Source organism: Bifidobacterium sp. UTCIF-38 (genome assembly GCF_006454495.1).
GTDB classification, from domain to species: Bacteria; Actinomycetota; Actinomycetes; order Actinomycetales; family Bifidobacteriaceae; genus Bifidobacterium; species Bifidobacterium callitrichos.
In genome coordinates, this window is the sequence record NZ_JFAL01000002.1 from 140,986 (window position 1) to 156,673 (window position 15,688).

Genomic DNA, 15,688 nt, shown 5'->3' on the forward strand with positions numbered 1-15,688 from the left:
ACTTCATGCACCATCATGCGTTTTCATGTGCGGTTTCGGTCCATCACGGATCCGGCCAGGGCCGGATATCGATCAGTGTCGATCAGTAGGCGCGGGAGCCGGAATCCAGAGCTTCCTTGGCGGAGGCGGCGTCGAACGTCTTGGACTCGATCTGGATGTCGGCCTCGACCTTCTTGCCGTCCAGATAGTCCTTGACGGCCTGAGCGGTCTCCTTGCCGAAGATCGGGTTGTACTCGATCACGAAGGAGAGGTCGCCGTCGACGAGGGCCTGCAGCGCGTTCTTGGTGCCGTCGATGGTGACGACCTTGACCTTGCCCTTGAGACCGGCCGCGTCAATGGCCTGAGCGGCGCCGAGACCCATCTCATCGTTCTGCGCGAAGACGAACTGCGGGTTTTCGGACTTGTGGTTGTCCAGCAGGCCGGCAGTCACGGTCTTGGCCTCATCGGTGGACCAGTTGGCGGACTGGGATTCGAGGACCTTGATGTTGGAGGCGACCTTGTTGTTCCAGCCGGTGCCGCGGTCCTTGACCACGGACAGGCCGGCGGGACCCTCGAGGATGAAGCCGTTGGCGCCGTCCGGGAAGCTCTTGTTGATGAACTCGGCGGCCTGCTCACCGGCCCACTCGTTGGACGGTCCGATGTGGGAGACGATGGCCTTCTTGGCGTCGGCGTCCTTGACGTCCACGTTGCGGTCGACGGTGAAGACCGGGATCTCGGCCTCGGCGGCCTTCTTCAGGGACTCATCCCAGCCGGAATCCTCGGTGGAGGACAGGATGATGGCGTCGACCTCGTCGTTGACGAACTTGTTGAAGGCCTGAATCTGCTTCTGCTGGTCGTTGTTCTGGGTCGGCGAGTAACGAAGGTCGAATCCGGCCGCCTTGAACGCCGCCTGAATGTCCTTCTCGTTGGCGGTACGGAAGCCGCCCTCCGGGCCGACGGCGACGAAGCCGACGACCTTCTTGCCGGAATCGCCGCTGCTGGAGCTGGACGCGGAACCACAGGCGGCGACGCTGACCAGAGCCGCGACGGACGCAACGAGCGCGATGGCCTTCTTCCAATTCTTCATGATGTACTCCTCCTCGAGTTATCGAGACTCCCAAGGGATCATCCCCTTGGCTGTTTTCCTTGATGACATTCCGTCATCGACAATCCCAAGTATGAATCAAACATCGCGACCGTTCAATCTGAGGCGATAACGATTCGATAACAGCTTCATAACAAATTGATAACATTGCCTTCCAAGGCCGAGATATCGGCGCGGTTTCGCCGTTTTCGAGCGATAATGGGGGTGCCGTAACGAGGCGCCGAAGCCCCTACTACATAGTGGCGATGGCGCTACGTCGGATAGCTAGGTAACACGGGCGACGAGCACCGTCGCCTCACACCGAACAACGCAACATGACGCAACATGAAAGGAACCCTTCATGGATACCGTTTTCCTCATCCTCAAGCAGATCGACGGCGTCAAGCATCTGGCCGGCGTGGCCGCCACCATCGGCGACGCGGCCGACCTGCTGACCAAGTGGGAGCCGGAGTGCCCGGACAACTTCAACTTCCTGGGCACCGAGGAGGTGTACGGCGTCAAGCGACACCTCTTTAACATCCCATTCAACATGCAGTACCTCATCTACGAGGTGCCGCTGAACTCCGAAGTGCCGCAGGAGCTCTTCAAGAGCGAGTACGGCGGCATCTGATCCGGCCCGTCCGCCCCACGCTCCATACGCATGCGAATTGCGCCCCGTTCCATCCGGACGGGGCGCAATTCGTTACGTCACCTGCGTTATTGCGCCCCCAGCGCGGTGACCTGGGAGTCGGCGATCGACCATGATCCGTCAAGCGAACCGGAAACGGAACGCACGATGCCCAGATCGTCGAGCACGGCCAGCCTGCGATAGAGGGCAATCTGCCCGGAGGCCAATGCGACGACCGTCGAATCGGGCAGACGCTTCTGCGCATCGGGACCGGGCGTGATCTGACGGAACGCCTGCTGCGCGACCTGCGCGGAACCACGGTCGCCCTCCTTCCCGGCCGCACCGGTCGGCATCGCCGAAGTGACGTACACCAGATTCAGATCGTTATAGAACGTCACCATCGTCACATCACCGCGCTCGCTCACCTTCGTCGCCTGCGAGGACAGTTTGGACGGCGTCTGGCTGTCATCACGACCGATTCCCGTCAATCTCACTCCGTCGTCCGCGGCCAGTGCCAGACGCGCCCCCTCCGGCGACACCGCAACCGCATGGATCACCTCATCACCCAGCCAGAGGGGCTTGATCTCACGGCTGACGCCGTCCCTCGACACGTACAGGCTGCGACCGTCACGGGACACGGCCCAGATCTCGCCGTCGAGACCGGAGGAGATCGAGGTCATGGCGCGCCCCGAGAACATGACGCCGCATGACGAGGCGTCCGCCTTGAGGCATTCGACGACGCCATCCGAACGCAATACGGCCCCGCCGGATGAGGAGAACGCGAATCCCCTCGCGTCATCGAATCCCTTGGTCTCGCCCACGCGCAGCGGGCTCGATGAATCGAGCGAGACCACGCGGCCGTCGGTGAGCGTGTAGATGCCGACGCTGGGCTGCTGCGCATCCAGATTGACGCCGCCGTCGATGTCCGAATAATCGGCGCCGTCGACCAGCAGCTTGAGCGGCGCGCTCACGACCCCATCGCCCAGGGTCAACCGGATCAGATGGGCGAGGAGAGCACACTCCCCCGACGACAGTGCGAGGAACCCGTCCGTCAGCTGCACCTGCGGCTTGTTGTTCTCCATCGGCACGGAATCGACGGCGAGCATGACCTTGTCCGCGTCAAGGCTCCTGATGGCCTCGCCGAGCCATGCCGGTCCGTCGGCGAGCACGGCTCTGACCGCCTGCGTACGCCAGTTGCGCCAACTAAACCATCTGACGTCGGGGACGAGATGCCTGCCGGCGGCGTCGACCCGATAGACGGAGACCTGACGGAACACCTGCTCGAAGTCGGCGGATGAGACGACGACGCCGTCGTCGAGCCCCGAGATGCGCCACTGTCCCGACTCCTTGCTCATCGTGAACGACAGGACCGTGGGATCGCCTTGGACGGTGGGGGTGAACAGGCCTTGTCCGTCGAGCCGTCCGATGACGTTCATCTCGACATCGATTTCAAGAGCCCCCGTCTCCACGGAGCTGGCACGCGGGATCGCCTTTCTGATGTAGGTGGGCGTGCCGTCGTAGATGATGGCGGACGCGTCTCCGTTCCACGTGTCCGACGCCGATTCGGAGAGGTATTCACGGGCCACCCGGTAGCCATCGGCCTGTACGCCTTCCGGCATGGCGCTGAAGAACCCCTCGACGATGCCTTCGGGCTGGTCGTTCTGGGCGGGCCCTTCGGGGCTGGTGTAGACGCGTCTCGTCTGCTTCTCCACCGGTGCCGTGGCGCGGATCGCGCCGGATGTGGGCAGTCCGATGGGGCTTGAGCAGGCGGTCGTCGCCCCGAGCGCGAGGACGGCGAACGCCGCCGCGAGCGCTCTTAGTATGCGATGCCGTACGCGATGCACGCCATACACGTCATGGTTCCTGCGCATGATGTCCCTCCTGTTCCCCCTGCTCTTCGGGCTGCCCTTCGAGATAGTCGACGCTGCGGTTGTCGGCGACGCCGAATCCGCCGGTGACGACCATCCGGTCGGTGTCATGCCTAAAGTCGATCGGCAGTTCCGTGTCGGCGACCGGACCCTTGCCCGGGTCGCGCGGCAGAATGACGAGGAACCATGTGCCCTCGTCGAGTTTGGAGCGCACGCGGATCGTGCCCTTATGCAGTCTGGCGTCGGTCATCGCGATCGACAGGCCAAGCCCGGTGCCGCCGGTGGTGCGGGCGCGCGAGGGGTCGCCGCGCCAGAACCGGTCGAAGACGTGCGTGACCTGATCCGGTGACATGCCGATGCCCCGGTCCCTGACGGATATGACGACGGCGCGGCGGTTGGCGGCGAGCTGCACCTCGATCGGATTGCCCTCGGCGAAGTCGATGGCGTTGGCGAGGAGGTTCCTGACGATGCGGATGATGCGGCGCGCGTCGATGCGCGCGAGCACCTGGATGTTGGGCAGGTACACGTGAATGGGCACGCGTTTGGCCGCGGCGAGTTCGCTCACCTGGTCGACAGCCTCGTCGATGGGGTCGCGCACGTCGGTCTCGACGAGGTCGACGGCCGCGTATCCGGCGTCGTAGCGGGAGATCTCCAGCAGGTCGGCGAGCATGTCCTGGAATCGGTTGATCTGCCCGCCGAGCAGTTCGACGGTGCGACGGGTCATCGAATCGTACTCGTCCTTGCGGCTTTCGAGCAGATCGGAGGCCATGCGCATCGTCGTGACGGGGGTCCTCAGCTCGTGGCTCACGTCGGAGACGAATCGCCGCTGCATCGCGCCGGCCTCCTCCAGTTCGTCGATCTTCTGGTTCAACGCGCCGGCCATCGAGTTGAACGAGCGCTGCAGCGAACCGATCTCGTCGTTGCGGTTCTCCGGAACACGCGCGTCGAGATCGCCGAACGCGAACGTTTCGGCGGCGGCAGCCACCTCGGAGACGGGACGGACGATGCCGCGCAGCGTGAACCACACGAGCAGGCCCATGAGCACGCTTAACGCGAGACAGACGACAAGCAGGTTGAGCTGGATCTGCAGCAGCGACGTCTGCTGCGTCTCGTAGGAGAACAGGGCAAAGAGGGCGAGCCCGTCGGTCGCGCCGAAGTCGAGGGAGGTGCCTAGCACCGCGGCCGGTACCCTGTCGCCGTCGGAGCCGGCGATGGAGACGGGCTGATAGAACACGCGGTCCGAAGTGTCGGAGGAGACGGCGACGCGGATGTCGTCGGAGATGTCGGACTCGTACGTGGGGTCCGTGGAGACCGGCACGATGAGCCGGTTCGACATATCACGGCTCCACAGGTAGACGCCGGTCAGATTGGCCGCACCCTCGTTCTGCAGTGATGAGGCGATGTCGTTGACCAGCTGCTGGTACTGCACCGAATCGGACACGTCGGCGGAGTCGAGCGCGGTCTGCGCCTGCGAGACCATGTCGGAGAAGTCGGAGTGCGCCTGATTGGTGACCTGGTCGATCATCGAGGAGCGCACGGAGAGCATCGACATGATCGAGAAGACGACCGCGACCGCCAGTGCGATCAGGACGACGAGAGCCACGGTGCGTGCCTGAAGCGATCGTCTGACCTCGGCGCGGCCGCTTCTGATCAGCCTGCGCCAGCTGAACCTTCGCCGGAGATGCGGTCCGCGGCGCAGTATTCCGGCGAGACGCTCGACGCTGCGCGACTTCTCGCTCATGCGTCGGCGCGGGGCTCGGGCGGCACGAACTTGTAGCCGATGCCGCGCACGGTGACGATGACGCTCGGATGTTCGGGATCGTCCTCGACCTTGGCGCGCAGACGCTGCACGTGCACGTTGACCAGACGCGTGTCTCCGGAGGACTCGTACCCCCAGACGCGCTTGAGGAGGCTGGAGCGGCTGATCGCGTCGCCGGCCGAGGCGGCGAGCACGGCGAGCAGTTCGAACTCCATCGGCGTCAGGGAGAGGTCACGGCCGTCCCTAGTGGCGGTGTGGGCGAGACGGTCGATGACGATCGAGCCGCGTTCGATGCGGTTCGGATCGCCGTTGCCGCCCTGCGCCATCCCGGACGGGCCGGCGTCTCCGTTCGGGACGAGACCGCGGGCTCCTGCGGAGGAGCCGACGACACCGGCGGCCTTGGGCTGGATGCGGAAGCGGGCGCGGATGCGCGCTAGCAGTTCGACGACCTTGAAGGGCTTCGACACGTAGTCGTCGGCTCCGGCCTCGAGACCGGCGACCACGTCGACGGTGTCGGATTTCGCGGTGAGCATGATGATCGGCACGTTCGAGGAGGTCGCACGGATGCGGCGCGCCACCTCGGTGCCGTCGATGCCGGGCAGCATCACGTCGAGCAGGATGAGGTCCGGTTCGACGGTGGGGAACATCTCCACGGCGCGCAGCCCGTCGAGACAGGTGACGGTGCGGAATCCCTCGTTTTCCAGCACGATCGAGAGCATCTCCCCCAGCGCCTGATCGTCGTCGACGATCATGATCGTCCTGCCTTCAAGCTCGTCCTGCGTCATCGCCGGCCTCTTTCTGCCATCTTCCTTGAATTCCTCACTTCGCGATCATTGTAGTCCGCTATTCGCCGCCGTGCAGGATCGGCCTGATGCGTTTGAGGTTCGCGGCGACCTCCCGCTCGTACCCGCGGTCGTTCGGATGGTAGTATTCGCGCCCGCGTAGTTCCTCGGGCATGTACTCCTGCGGGGCGACCGCGCCCGGCCAGTCGTGCGCGTATTTGTAGCCCTCGTGGTTGCCCCACTCCTTCATGAGCTTGGTGGGCGCGTTCCTCAGGTACAGCGGCACGGCGCCGATGCGTCCCGCGTCGACGTCGGCGAGCGCCGCGTTGATCGCGTTGTAGCTGGCGTTCGACTTGGGGGCGGTGGCCACGGCGATTGTCGCCTCGGCGAGGATGATGCGTGCCTCGGGCATGCCGACCAACGCCACGGCCTGCGCGGCGGCGACGGTGACCTGGAGGATCTGCGGGGCGGCCATGCCGACCTCCTCGGCGGCGGCGATCATGATGCGTCGGGCGATGAACCGCGGGTCCTCGCCGGCCCGGATCATGCGCGCGAGGTAGTGGATCGCGGCGTCCGGGTCGGACCCTCGCATCGACTTGATGAACGCGGAGATCACATCGTAGTGGTCGTCGCCGTCCTTGTCGTAGCGCACGGTGGCGGTGTCCATCACGCTCGAGACGATCTCGGGGGTGATGGTCGGGCGGCGCCTGCCCTTCTCGCGCGCCTTGTCTCCGGTGACGGCCCCGGCGGCCGCCTCGAGGATGGTCAGGGACTTGCGCGCGTCGCCGCCGGCCATGCGCACGATTTCGGCGATGGCCTCGTCGCTGGCCTTGACCTCGCCTTTGAGTCCGTGCTCGGAGTCGAGGGCGCGTCGGACCAGTTCGGTGAGCTGCTCGGGTTCGAGGGATTCGAGTTTGACGACGACGGATCGGCTCAGCAGCGGTTTGATCACGGAGAAGCTGGGGTTCTCGGTGGTGGCGCCGATGAATGTGACGTCCCGGTTCTCGACGGCCGGCAGGAGCGCGTCCTGCTGCGATTTGGAGAAGCGATGGACCTCGTCGATGAACAGGACGGTCTCCTGCCCGCGTGAGACGAGCCGTTCGTGCGCGCGCTCGAGCACGGCACGCACGTCCTTGACTCCGCTGGTCACGGCGGAAAGCTCCTCGAACACGCGTCCTGACTGGCGGGCGACGATCGTGGCGAGCGTGGTCTTGCCGACGCCGGGAGGGCCGAACAGGATGATCGAGCTCGGCGCGGTCAGGCTGCCGCGGCTGGCCGGGTTGGCGAGGCGGCGCAGGGGCGAGCCCTCCCCCAGCACGTGGGACTGCCCGATCACCTCGTCCAGGGTGCGCGGGCGCATGCGCACCGCGAGCGGGCGCGTCACGTCGTCGGGCGCGTCGGATGCGGCGAACAGGTCGTTATCGGTCATGCCTCCACACTACCTCACGATTCGAACAGACGTTCGTATGCTCCCCGCGCTCACTCGCCGTCGATCGTGCCGACACGGTAGTCAACGAAGACCACCTCACCGCTCTCCTGCGTCGAGTCAAGGTCGACGACGCCGGTGATGGCCCAGTCGTGGTCGCCGTCGGAGTCGTCGATGATCTGGCGCACCTTCCACGTGTGTTCGTCCTTCTCGTGGCGTTCGTCGAGGATGAACAGTTCGCCGGAGCGGGCCTTGGCGTCGGTGTTGACGTACTCGTGCTCGTCGTAGTAGTCGTCGAGCGCGTCCTCCCATTCGTGCACGCCGTAGCCCCAGTCCTTGTCGAGCGCGCCCAGCGTGTCCGGATCGTCCAGGTCCATGAGCGTGACGCGACGGAACAGGGCGTTGCGCACGAGCACGGTCAGGCCCCGACGGTCCTCGACGACGACGTCCCTCGCTCCGGGCGCGGCGAGCGAGACGGCCGCCTCGGAGGCGTCGGCCGAGTCGCCGGCGTTCTCCCACTCATCGACGAGGCTCGAGTCGATCGAGCGCACGAGCACGCGCAGCCAGGCGATGATGTCCTTGAGCTGCTCGTCGCGCTTCTCCGGCGGCACGGTGCGGGCGAGCGCACGGTATGCGTCGGACAGGTAGCGCAGGAGCGTGCCCTCGGAGCGGGCGATGTTGTAACGGGCGATGTACCCGGTGAAGTCGGAGGCGGTCTCGACCATGTCGCGCACCACCGACTTGGGACTCAGCCAGTAGTCGTTGGCCCACGGCACGTCGTGGCGGTACTGGTCGAACGCTGCTTGGAGCATGTCCTCCAGGGGCTTGGGGTAGGTGATCTCCTGCAGCCGGTCCATGCGCTCGTCGTAGTCGAGGCCGTCGGCCTTCATGTCGGCCATGGCCTTGTCTCGGGCTGCGCGCTCCTGAGCGCGCAGCACCTGCTTGGGGTCGTCGAGCGTGGCCTCCACCATCGAGATCACGTCGAGCGCGTACGTGTCGGACTCGGGGTCAAGCAGTTCCAGCGCAGCGAGCAGGAACGGGCTGAGCGGCTGGTCGAGCGCGAAGTCGTCGGGCATGTCGAGGGTCATCACGTAGTCGTCACTGCCGTCGCGGGTCTTGAGGATCTCGATCACGTCGGTGTCGAACAGGGTCTGGAAGATCTCGTCGGCGCGCTGGTGCAGCTGCTCCTTCTGCTCGGGGGTCTGCGCCGAGTCGTCGATGAGGTCGTCGATGCGCTCGCGCGCGTCGCCGCCCTGCGCGACCTCGTTGAGCACCATCGAATGGGTGATCTTCAAGTGCGGGATGAGCGTTTCGGGCTCCATGTCGATGAGCTTGTCGAACGTGTTCTGGTTCCATGTGACGAAACCCTCGGGTGCCTTCTTGCGCTTGACTTTCTTGAGCTTCTTCGGGTCTCCCCCGGCCTTGGCGACGGCCTTCTGGTTCTCGATCTCGTATTCGGGGGCCTCCGCGACGACCAAACCCTCGGTGTCGAATCCCATGCGCCCGGCACGGCCTGCGATCTGATGGAACTCGCGGGCCTTGAGACGGCGCATCTTGGTGCCGTCGAACTTGGTCAGGGCCGTCAGGACCACCGAGTGGATCGGCACGTTGATGCCGACGCCGAGCGTGTCGGTGCCGCAGATCACGGGCAGCAGGCCCTGCTGGGCGAGCTGTTCGACGAGCCTGCGGTAGCGCGGCAGCATGCCGGCGTGGTGGATGCCGACGCCGGTGCGTAGCAGACGCTGGAGGATCTTGCCGAACGCGGTGGTGAACTTGACGCCCTTGATGGCCTCGGCGATGGCGGCGCGCTGCTCCTTCGAGGAGACGCCGGTGGAGGCGAGCGCCTGAGCGGTGTCGAGGGCCGCGTCCTGCGAGAAATGGACGACGTAGATCGGGGTCTCGCCGTTCCTGAACGCGAGTTCGACGGTCTTCTCCAACGGGTCGAGCGTGTACTCGTAGCTCAGCGGCACCGGGCGGGGCGCGTCGGCGATCACGTCCACGTCGGGCGTGTCGTTCAGGTCCTCGAGTTTGTCGGCGATGGCGTCGACGTTGCCAAGTGTTGCGCTCATGAGGAGGAACTGGGTCTGCGGCAGGGTGAGCAGCGGCACCTGCCACGCCCAGCCGCGCTCCGGGTCGCCGTAGTAGTGGAACTCGTCCATCGCGACGAGCCCGACGTCGGCGTGCTCGCCCTCGCGCAGCGCCTGGTTGGCGAGGATCTCCGCGGTGCAGCAGATGATCGGCGCGTCGGCGTTGATGTGGCTGTCGCCGGTGATCATGCCGACGTTGTCGCGGCCGAACACCTCAACGAGGTCGAAGAACTTCTCGGAGACGAGCGCCTTGATGGGGGCCGTGTAGTAGGAGCGCCGGCCGGTGCACAGGGCGGCGAAGTGCATGCCGAGGGCGACCAGCGACTTGCCGGAGCCCGTGGGCGTGTTGAGGATCACGTGGTCGCCTGCAAGGAGGTCCATGATGGCCTCCTCCTGATGCGGCCACGGCTCGATGCCCTTGACGTCCGACACCCAGCCGAAGAATCGTTCGTAGATGTCGTCGTCGGTCAGGTTGCGTTCCCGTTCGGTGCCATCCCACGCGGGGGCGAGCCGCCCCAGCGACCCGTATGCGTTGTCCTTCTCGTCAGTCATGTCTCACTAGCTTAGTCGACGACCCGTTCCTAGTGCGATCCCCGCGATCACCCGAGCAGCAGCGGTGCCGCCCCGAGACGGCTGCGATGCCATCCCAGCACGGCGCACAGACCCAGAAGGGCACACACCGCCAGCCGTATCAGCACGTGATCGCCGAGATCCATCGGCAGCAGGGAGAATCCGAGCCACCGCGATTGCCATGGCAGCGTGAACAGCGCGCATCCGGCCGCGCACATCGCGACCACGCATCCCACGCGCCCGAACAGGGCGACCGCGATCATCGCCATGGTCGTCACGGTCAGCGAGAACACGATGTTGAGCGCCACCACCGGAAACGCGACCCAGATGTCGCGCCCGATCAGCCATGCGGTCGGAGCGAGCGCGGCGTAGCACAGCATGACCATCGCGCTCAGGGCGCAGTAGCCTCCCAGATCCCTGCCCGACACCGCATCGACGATCGGCATCCGGGACATCAGGCACCGGCACATCAGGATGCCGCACAACGACAGCATCACGGTGTCGACGCCGATCCTCGGCATCGGCCCGAACCCCGCGTAGGGAACGGCCGGCATGTCAAACGCGGGTATGACGCCGCATACGACGCCGATCACCCCGACCGCAAAGGCCGTCTTCGGATAGCGTGCGGACAGCCACATGCGCGGATCGCCTTCACCCTCACCGTTCATAGGACTCCATCTCCTCGAGCATGTCGGCCGTCCACTCGCAGGCGCGAATCTGCTTGTCATGACGCCGATACCACGCCACGAAATCCACATCCACCGAATCCCCGCCTATCTTCCTCCTCATCAGCTCATAGAGCCGATGCCGGGCGGCGGATTTGTCGATGTCGACGCCGGCCGAGCATTGGGGGCCGTCTCCCGACAGGTCGCCCGCCACATCCGCGACGAGCTGCGAGCGAAACTCCCGTTCGGAGAGGGTGATACCGATGCTTGCATTGTTCAGACGCCAACGGTTCCTGTCGACCGGCTGCGGCATGCCGGATATGGTTCGCGAATACGCCCCCAGAAGCCCCGGACCGATCAGCATATGACGTTCGCCCGGGTCGAACAGGCGATACGCGTTGTAGTCGACGTCCATCATGACAGGAAGCTGCCGACGGTAGTACCATTCGACGCATATCGTGATGTCGCCGCGGGTCTCGCATACCGCGGACGAACGGGGATCGGGGGCGACGATGTTCGGCTGCATCGCGATCACCAACGCCACCATCGCCGCGGGAGGCACGAGCCAGCAGGCGGTTCCCAATCGTTCCGGCAGCCGGAAGGCGGACAGCACGCCGATCGCGATCATGACCATGCAGATCGTCACCACCGCGAAGAACACCATCCTGGCCCAGGTGATGACGGGAGCCGTGACATCCCCAACCCGAGGGAAATCCAATCCCCAACGGGCAGAGAGGGCCAGATACGAACGACCCGTCGAGTTCACACTGAGCGTCATGGGAGCGGTGGAGACGACCGTGATGACGACCAGCGCCACGGACAACGACAGATACGACGCCAGCCGGCTCGTCAGCACTCCGACAAGAAACGCGATGACCGGCCACATGCCGACGCCAAGCAGTATGGACGCCAATGCAAGGACATCACAACGGTCCGTGCCTTGGGCCTTCGCCGTCACGACGATCAACGGCAGGAATCCCACCGCATATGAAACGACGCAGCCCAGCCATGACAAGGCGCACACGCGGCATACCCGACGCGCAACGCCACGGCCCGCCGAGGGAGGCGAAAGCACCGAATTCACGCCGAACGCCCGGGCCTGCATGGCGGCGTATGCGCCCGCCACGAGCGACCCCGCCAACTGGGATTCACGCATCCTTATCTCCACGTCGTTCCAGACGGCGGGAGGCCATGACAGCCACCATTTGGATTGCAGCAGCGACAGCAGCATGATGAGCAGGCACATGGCCGCATACCCCATGCCGCCCAACGGGAAGGGGAACACGATACGTCCGGCGAGACGACGGAATGACGATGACGATGCTGGCGTTGCCGATGGTGTTGCCGACGCAGATGCCATCATGCGCTCCCGACAGGGTCCGAACCACGCGCACCCGTATGTTCCGAACGGTCGAGAACCGCCGCATAGGCCAGTTCCCAGACCGATCCCAGACCGTCGCGCTCCCCGCCGAACGATCGGAACCGTTCGAGACTCCCATGGAACGCGACGCTCCCCCGATCGAGCACCAGCACATCGGAGGCGAGCGTCTGGATCTCGTCGACGATATGCGTGCTCATGACCACGATCACATCGCCCTGCGCCGCATAATCCTTGAGAAAGCGACGAATGTCCATACGCTGACGGGGGTCGATGCCCACGGTCGGCTCATCGAGGATCAGCACGTGCGGCCGATGGGCCACCGCGCAGGCGAGGCCGAGCCTCTGGCGCATGCCGCCGGAGAGTTTGCGCACCTGCATGCCGGCCACATGCGACAGCCCGACCAGAGACAGCGCGTCGTACGCCGCCGCATTACAGTCCGGAACCGCGACGCCGTGCGCCCACGCGCTGTACTCCACGTTGCGCAATGCGCTGGACCATTCCATGCATTCGAACTGTTGTGGCAGGAAGCCCATGTCAAGTCGCAGGCGATTGAGATCGGATTGCCGCCGCGGGTCGAGTCCGCCGACGCTGAAGGATCCCCGACTCGGAGCACACTGCGTGGCGAGCAGTCGCAGCAGCGTGCTCTTGCCGGCCCCGTTGGGTCCGAGGACCGCGGTCACACCGGTGCCGATGCGCATCGTCACGTCGCGCAGCGCCCACACAGCCCCGTGCCTGACCGACAACGACTCGCAGTCGATCCCAACCGCCTCGTTCATAGATCTCCCTACCTTGAGCATCAGTCCGCAGTAATAATCTCTGACACCTGACTATTCCCCGTCGAACTCGCAGCAAACGTGAAATACTTATCACCAGATGTGGCCCACGACTTCAACTCATACTGAACAGTTCCCCACGATAGCGGTGCACGAACCGAATCCAATACTGTATCATTCTTACCGGGGCCGTCCTTTTCCAGAGCACCATAAAACCAAACCACTCCGTTGCTGCAACCAGACCTTCCCACGATTCCAGTCAATCTCTTTGCATTATGATAATCAATTGACGGCTTTTCCGTGGTGAATTCGCATCCATTCAGACCTTCGATGCTTGAAGGCTGGACAGTAGATGCCAATGGCACCAATCCCAATGACATTAAGGCTCCTACACCTACTCCAACTATCGTCTTCATTCTCATAACGACTCCTTCGTCTTGTTTGCCGCATTGTTGCGACAGTTCTAGAATGGACTATGCAATAGCGTAAAGCCAGCTTCTGCCACACCCAGTACGGCAAAGATTTCATAAGAGAGGGTAAGGTTGATATGTCCATACGCATAGGAGTCGTAGACAATGACATTCTCGCCTGTCAGGCACTCTCGGCCATTATCGTTCGACTTGACGGCGACTTCACGCTGTCTTGGTACACGACCTCAGCATCTGTTGCGACACGTCGATGCATTCCCGAACGAACCCGTCCTGATGTGCTCGTCATCGATATGTCGATGGACGAAATGACAGGTGCCGAGCTATGCATGAGAATCCGCAGGCAATACAACTCAATCGGTATCGTATGCGTTACATCATTCCCACTTGCACATTTCAGAACGGATGCGATTCAATCAGGAGCTCAGGCATTGGTAGCCAAGCACGATATTGCTACCTTAGCACAATCGATCTATAGAGCAGCAAAAGGCTTGCCCGTCAATGACGACGAAGGATTCTCAGACATTATTTCAGCACATAATCGTCTGCAGACAGTTTTTCCTCAATCTAATAATCACAAGCGTTTGTCCAATAACGAGTTACGCATCCTCAAACTATATTCACAAGGACTTACCACACCTCAGATTCTGGATATCATGGGAATAACGAAGAGTACAGCCGCATCATATGAGAGAAGAGCAATGCAAAAGCTTGGTGCACATACACGAATACAAGCAATAGTGACCTGTATTAGAAGCCATATTCTGTAAGATTGAATTCACATGATACATCAATTCTTTACTTACAGGTCGTTACAAGTCGCTGCAGTCATCGTCGTTGTGCTGATGACATTAGAAATCATAGTCACCGAGCGATATCTTGTGGTATCACGAGCATCATTTATTTATTCATTATGCTGTCTCGCGGTACTTCTTATAATGTTCCGTAAACCAGTTGTTAGTTCATGGCTTATTATCAGTCTATTTATTGTTTCATTATCATCTCCGATTTTGATCGATATTGTCAATATGATACTTCAAAGATGGGATACACATGCAAGCGTCATCACCCCACCACTATCGATAAGCTTGGCACTATCACTCGCCCTTGCCTTTCTTGCTTACCATAATCACCATCAATTGATCTGGTCACTTATTATAATAGCACTTGCATTCGTATCTTTTTCGATACATCAACAGATACTAACTACACCTATATATGTAGTCGCCATTCTATTAATCATCTTCATTGCAATCTGCTGCATTCTGTGGGGAACATTGATTCGCCTGCGAGAGCAAAGAGACACGGCGCTGCAAAGAGAACATAACGTCAGACAATCTTTAGAACACACAATTCGGCGCACTTCCATTGCGAACACATTGCACGATCACGTAGCAAACGACCTATCCTGTGCCCTCATCCTGATGCAGCAGCAAAGCTTCCCTTCATCCGAATCAATTATTCATACAGACGATTCACCAGTTCGGCATAACGAATTATTGGATCAACTCATACGAGATGCCTTATCATACACTCATATAATCATCGCCATTCTCGACGAAACGGACATTGACGTACAAGAACCAAAACCACTCCCATCGCATGCCGAAGAGATAATGCTCAATGTCTATATTAGACGTTTGCAACACGAACTACAGAACAGTGAGACTGTATTATCATCTGCAGGACACACAGGGGAACCCATCCTAGTAAACAGAGTAACTGCTGAAATTCACATTGCCACTTCCATACAGGATTGCATTGACCATATTATTCAAGAGCTCACAGGAAATATCATCAAACACGCAGATAGACACGCTGGATACGATATGGTCATTACTCTGCATAATGATCGTTGCCACATCACGCAAACCAACGCCATCCCACAAAACGAACCTATCGATAGAACTCATATTCCTTCACTTGGCACAGGGCTATCACGCATAAAGCAGCAAGTAGAATCACACTCGGGTTCTTTCATGGTAAGGATCGACTCGACCGATGGTCTCCCGGAATGGTCATGCTCCATCACTATCCCCTACCATCCCGCAACAACGAATGACGAGAAGTCACGATAGTCAACGCCGGGCTTCGGCCTTGTCGATGTCCGGCGCAAGCGGATGCCAAGTCATGTTCATGTTCTTGAAGGTGGTGCGCAAGAGCTCGGAGGCGAAGGCGCGTGATACAAGCGGTTATCGTCGTTGCCTAGTATCCTGCGTCGTAAATTCGTTGTTGAATTGAGTGACTCTCAGACCCGC

Annotated in this window: 13 protein-coding genes and 1 pseudogene; 3 read left to right on the plus strand and 11 right to left on the minus strand. The window is 61.8% G+C overall.

Annotated elements, in window-relative coordinates; genetic code table 11:
• Positions 1-82: 82 nt before the first annotated feature.
• Positions 83-1,066, minus strand: coding sequence for a substrate-binding domain-containing protein (locus BW11_RS01185; protein WP_140444385.1), 984 nt, complete (start codon positions 1,064-1,066; stop codon positions 83-85).
• Positions 1,067-1,424: 358 nt separating this feature from the next.
• Here BW11_RS01185 and BW11_RS01190 point away from each other — a divergent pair, with 358 nt between their 5' ends.
• Complete coding sequence (locus BW11_RS01190; RefSeq protein ID WP_140444386.1) at positions 1,425-1,694, plus strand: hypothetical protein; 270 nt, start codon at positions 1,425-1,427, stop codon at positions 1,692-1,694.
• Positions 1,695-1,780: 86 nt separating this feature from the next.
• Here the strand turns inward: BW11_RS01190 and BW11_RS11485 are convergent, their stop codons facing one another.
• The 9 genes from BW11_RS11485 to BW11_RS01235 all read right to left on the minus strand — a co-directional run bounded on the left by BW11_RS11485 (position 1,781) and on the right by BW11_RS01235 (position 13,424).
• Positions 1,781-3,562: an LpqB family beta-propeller domain-containing protein gene (locus BW11_RS11485; protein WP_181162440.1), complete on the minus strand. Its 1,782-nt coding sequence runs from the start codon at positions 3,560-3,562 to the stop codon at positions 1,781-1,783.
• The gene (gene mtrB / locus BW11_RS01200) at positions 3,546-5,300 is read right to left on the minus strand and encodes an MtrAB system histidine kinase MtrB (protein ID WP_140444387.1); all 1,755 of its coding nucleotides are present in this window, start codon (positions 5,298-5,300) and stop codon (positions 3,546-3,548) included. Before mtrB ends, BW11_RS11485 begins: the two co-directional genes overlap by 17 nt.
• Positions 5,297-6,103, minus strand: coding sequence for an MtrAB system response regulator MtrA (mtrA, locus tag BW11_RS01205; protein WP_043165331.1), 807 nt, complete (start codon positions 6,101-6,103; stop codon positions 5,297-5,299). The genes mtrB and mtrA overlap by 4 nt, the downstream gene beginning before the upstream one ends.
• 58 nt (positions 6,104-6,161) lie before the next feature.
• Positions 6,162-7,529 (minus strand): replication-associated recombination protein A, encoded by a 1,368-nt coding sequence (locus tag BW11_RS01210; RefSeq protein ID WP_140444388.1) that lies wholly within the window; start codon positions 7,527-7,529, stop codon positions 6,162-6,164.
• A 50-nt stretch (positions 7,530-7,579) separates the two neighbouring features.
• On the minus strand, positions 7,580-10,165 hold the full coding sequence (locus BW11_RS01215; protein ID WP_140444389.1) for an RNA helicase: 2,586 nt from the start codon (positions 10,163-10,165) through the stop codon (positions 7,580-7,582).
• A 47-nt stretch (positions 10,166-10,212) separates the two neighbouring features.
• Positions 10,213-10,851 (minus strand): hypothetical protein, encoded by a 639-nt coding sequence (locus BW11_RS01220; RefSeq protein ID WP_140444390.1) that lies wholly within the window; start codon positions 10,849-10,851, stop codon positions 10,213-10,215.
• Positions 10,841-12,109 (minus strand): hypothetical protein, encoded by a 1,269-nt coding sequence (locus BW11_RS01225; RefSeq protein WP_140444391.1) that lies wholly within the window; start codon positions 12,107-12,109, stop codon positions 10,841-10,843. The genes BW11_RS01220 and BW11_RS01225 overlap by 11 nt, the downstream gene beginning before the upstream one ends.
• 98 nt (positions 12,110-12,207) lie before the next feature.
• Positions 12,208-13,005 (minus strand): ABC transporter ATP-binding protein, encoded by a 798-nt coding sequence (locus BW11_RS01230; protein WP_043165340.1) that lies wholly within the window; start codon positions 13,003-13,005, stop codon positions 12,208-12,210.
• A gap of 20 nt (positions 13,006-13,025) precedes the next feature.
• On the minus strand, positions 13,026-13,424 hold the full coding sequence (locus BW11_RS01235; protein WP_140444393.1) for a hypothetical protein: 399 nt from the start codon (positions 13,422-13,424) through the stop codon (positions 13,026-13,028).
• A 125-nt stretch (positions 13,425-13,549) separates the two neighbouring features.
• On the opposite strand from BW11_RS01235, the gene BW11_RS01240 reads away from it, so the two are divergent.
• Positions 13,550-14,200 (plus strand): DNA-binding response regulator, encoded by a 651-nt coding sequence (locus BW11_RS01240; RefSeq protein WP_140444394.1) that lies wholly within the window; start codon positions 13,550-13,552, stop codon positions 14,198-14,200.
• Positions 14,201-14,212: 12 nt separating this feature from the next.
• Positions 14,213-15,508, plus strand: a complete 1,296-nt coding sequence (locus BW11_RS01245; protein WP_140444395.1) for a hypothetical protein — start codon at positions 14,213-14,215, stop codon at positions 15,506-15,508.
• On the opposite strand, the pseudogene BW11_RS11730 reads toward BW11_RS01245, so the two are convergent.
• Positions 15,509-15,613 (minus strand): annotated as a pseudogene (locus BW11_RS11730) (polyphosphate kinase 2 family protein); the annotation flags it as partial.
• Positions 15,614-15,688: the final 75 nt, after the last annotated feature.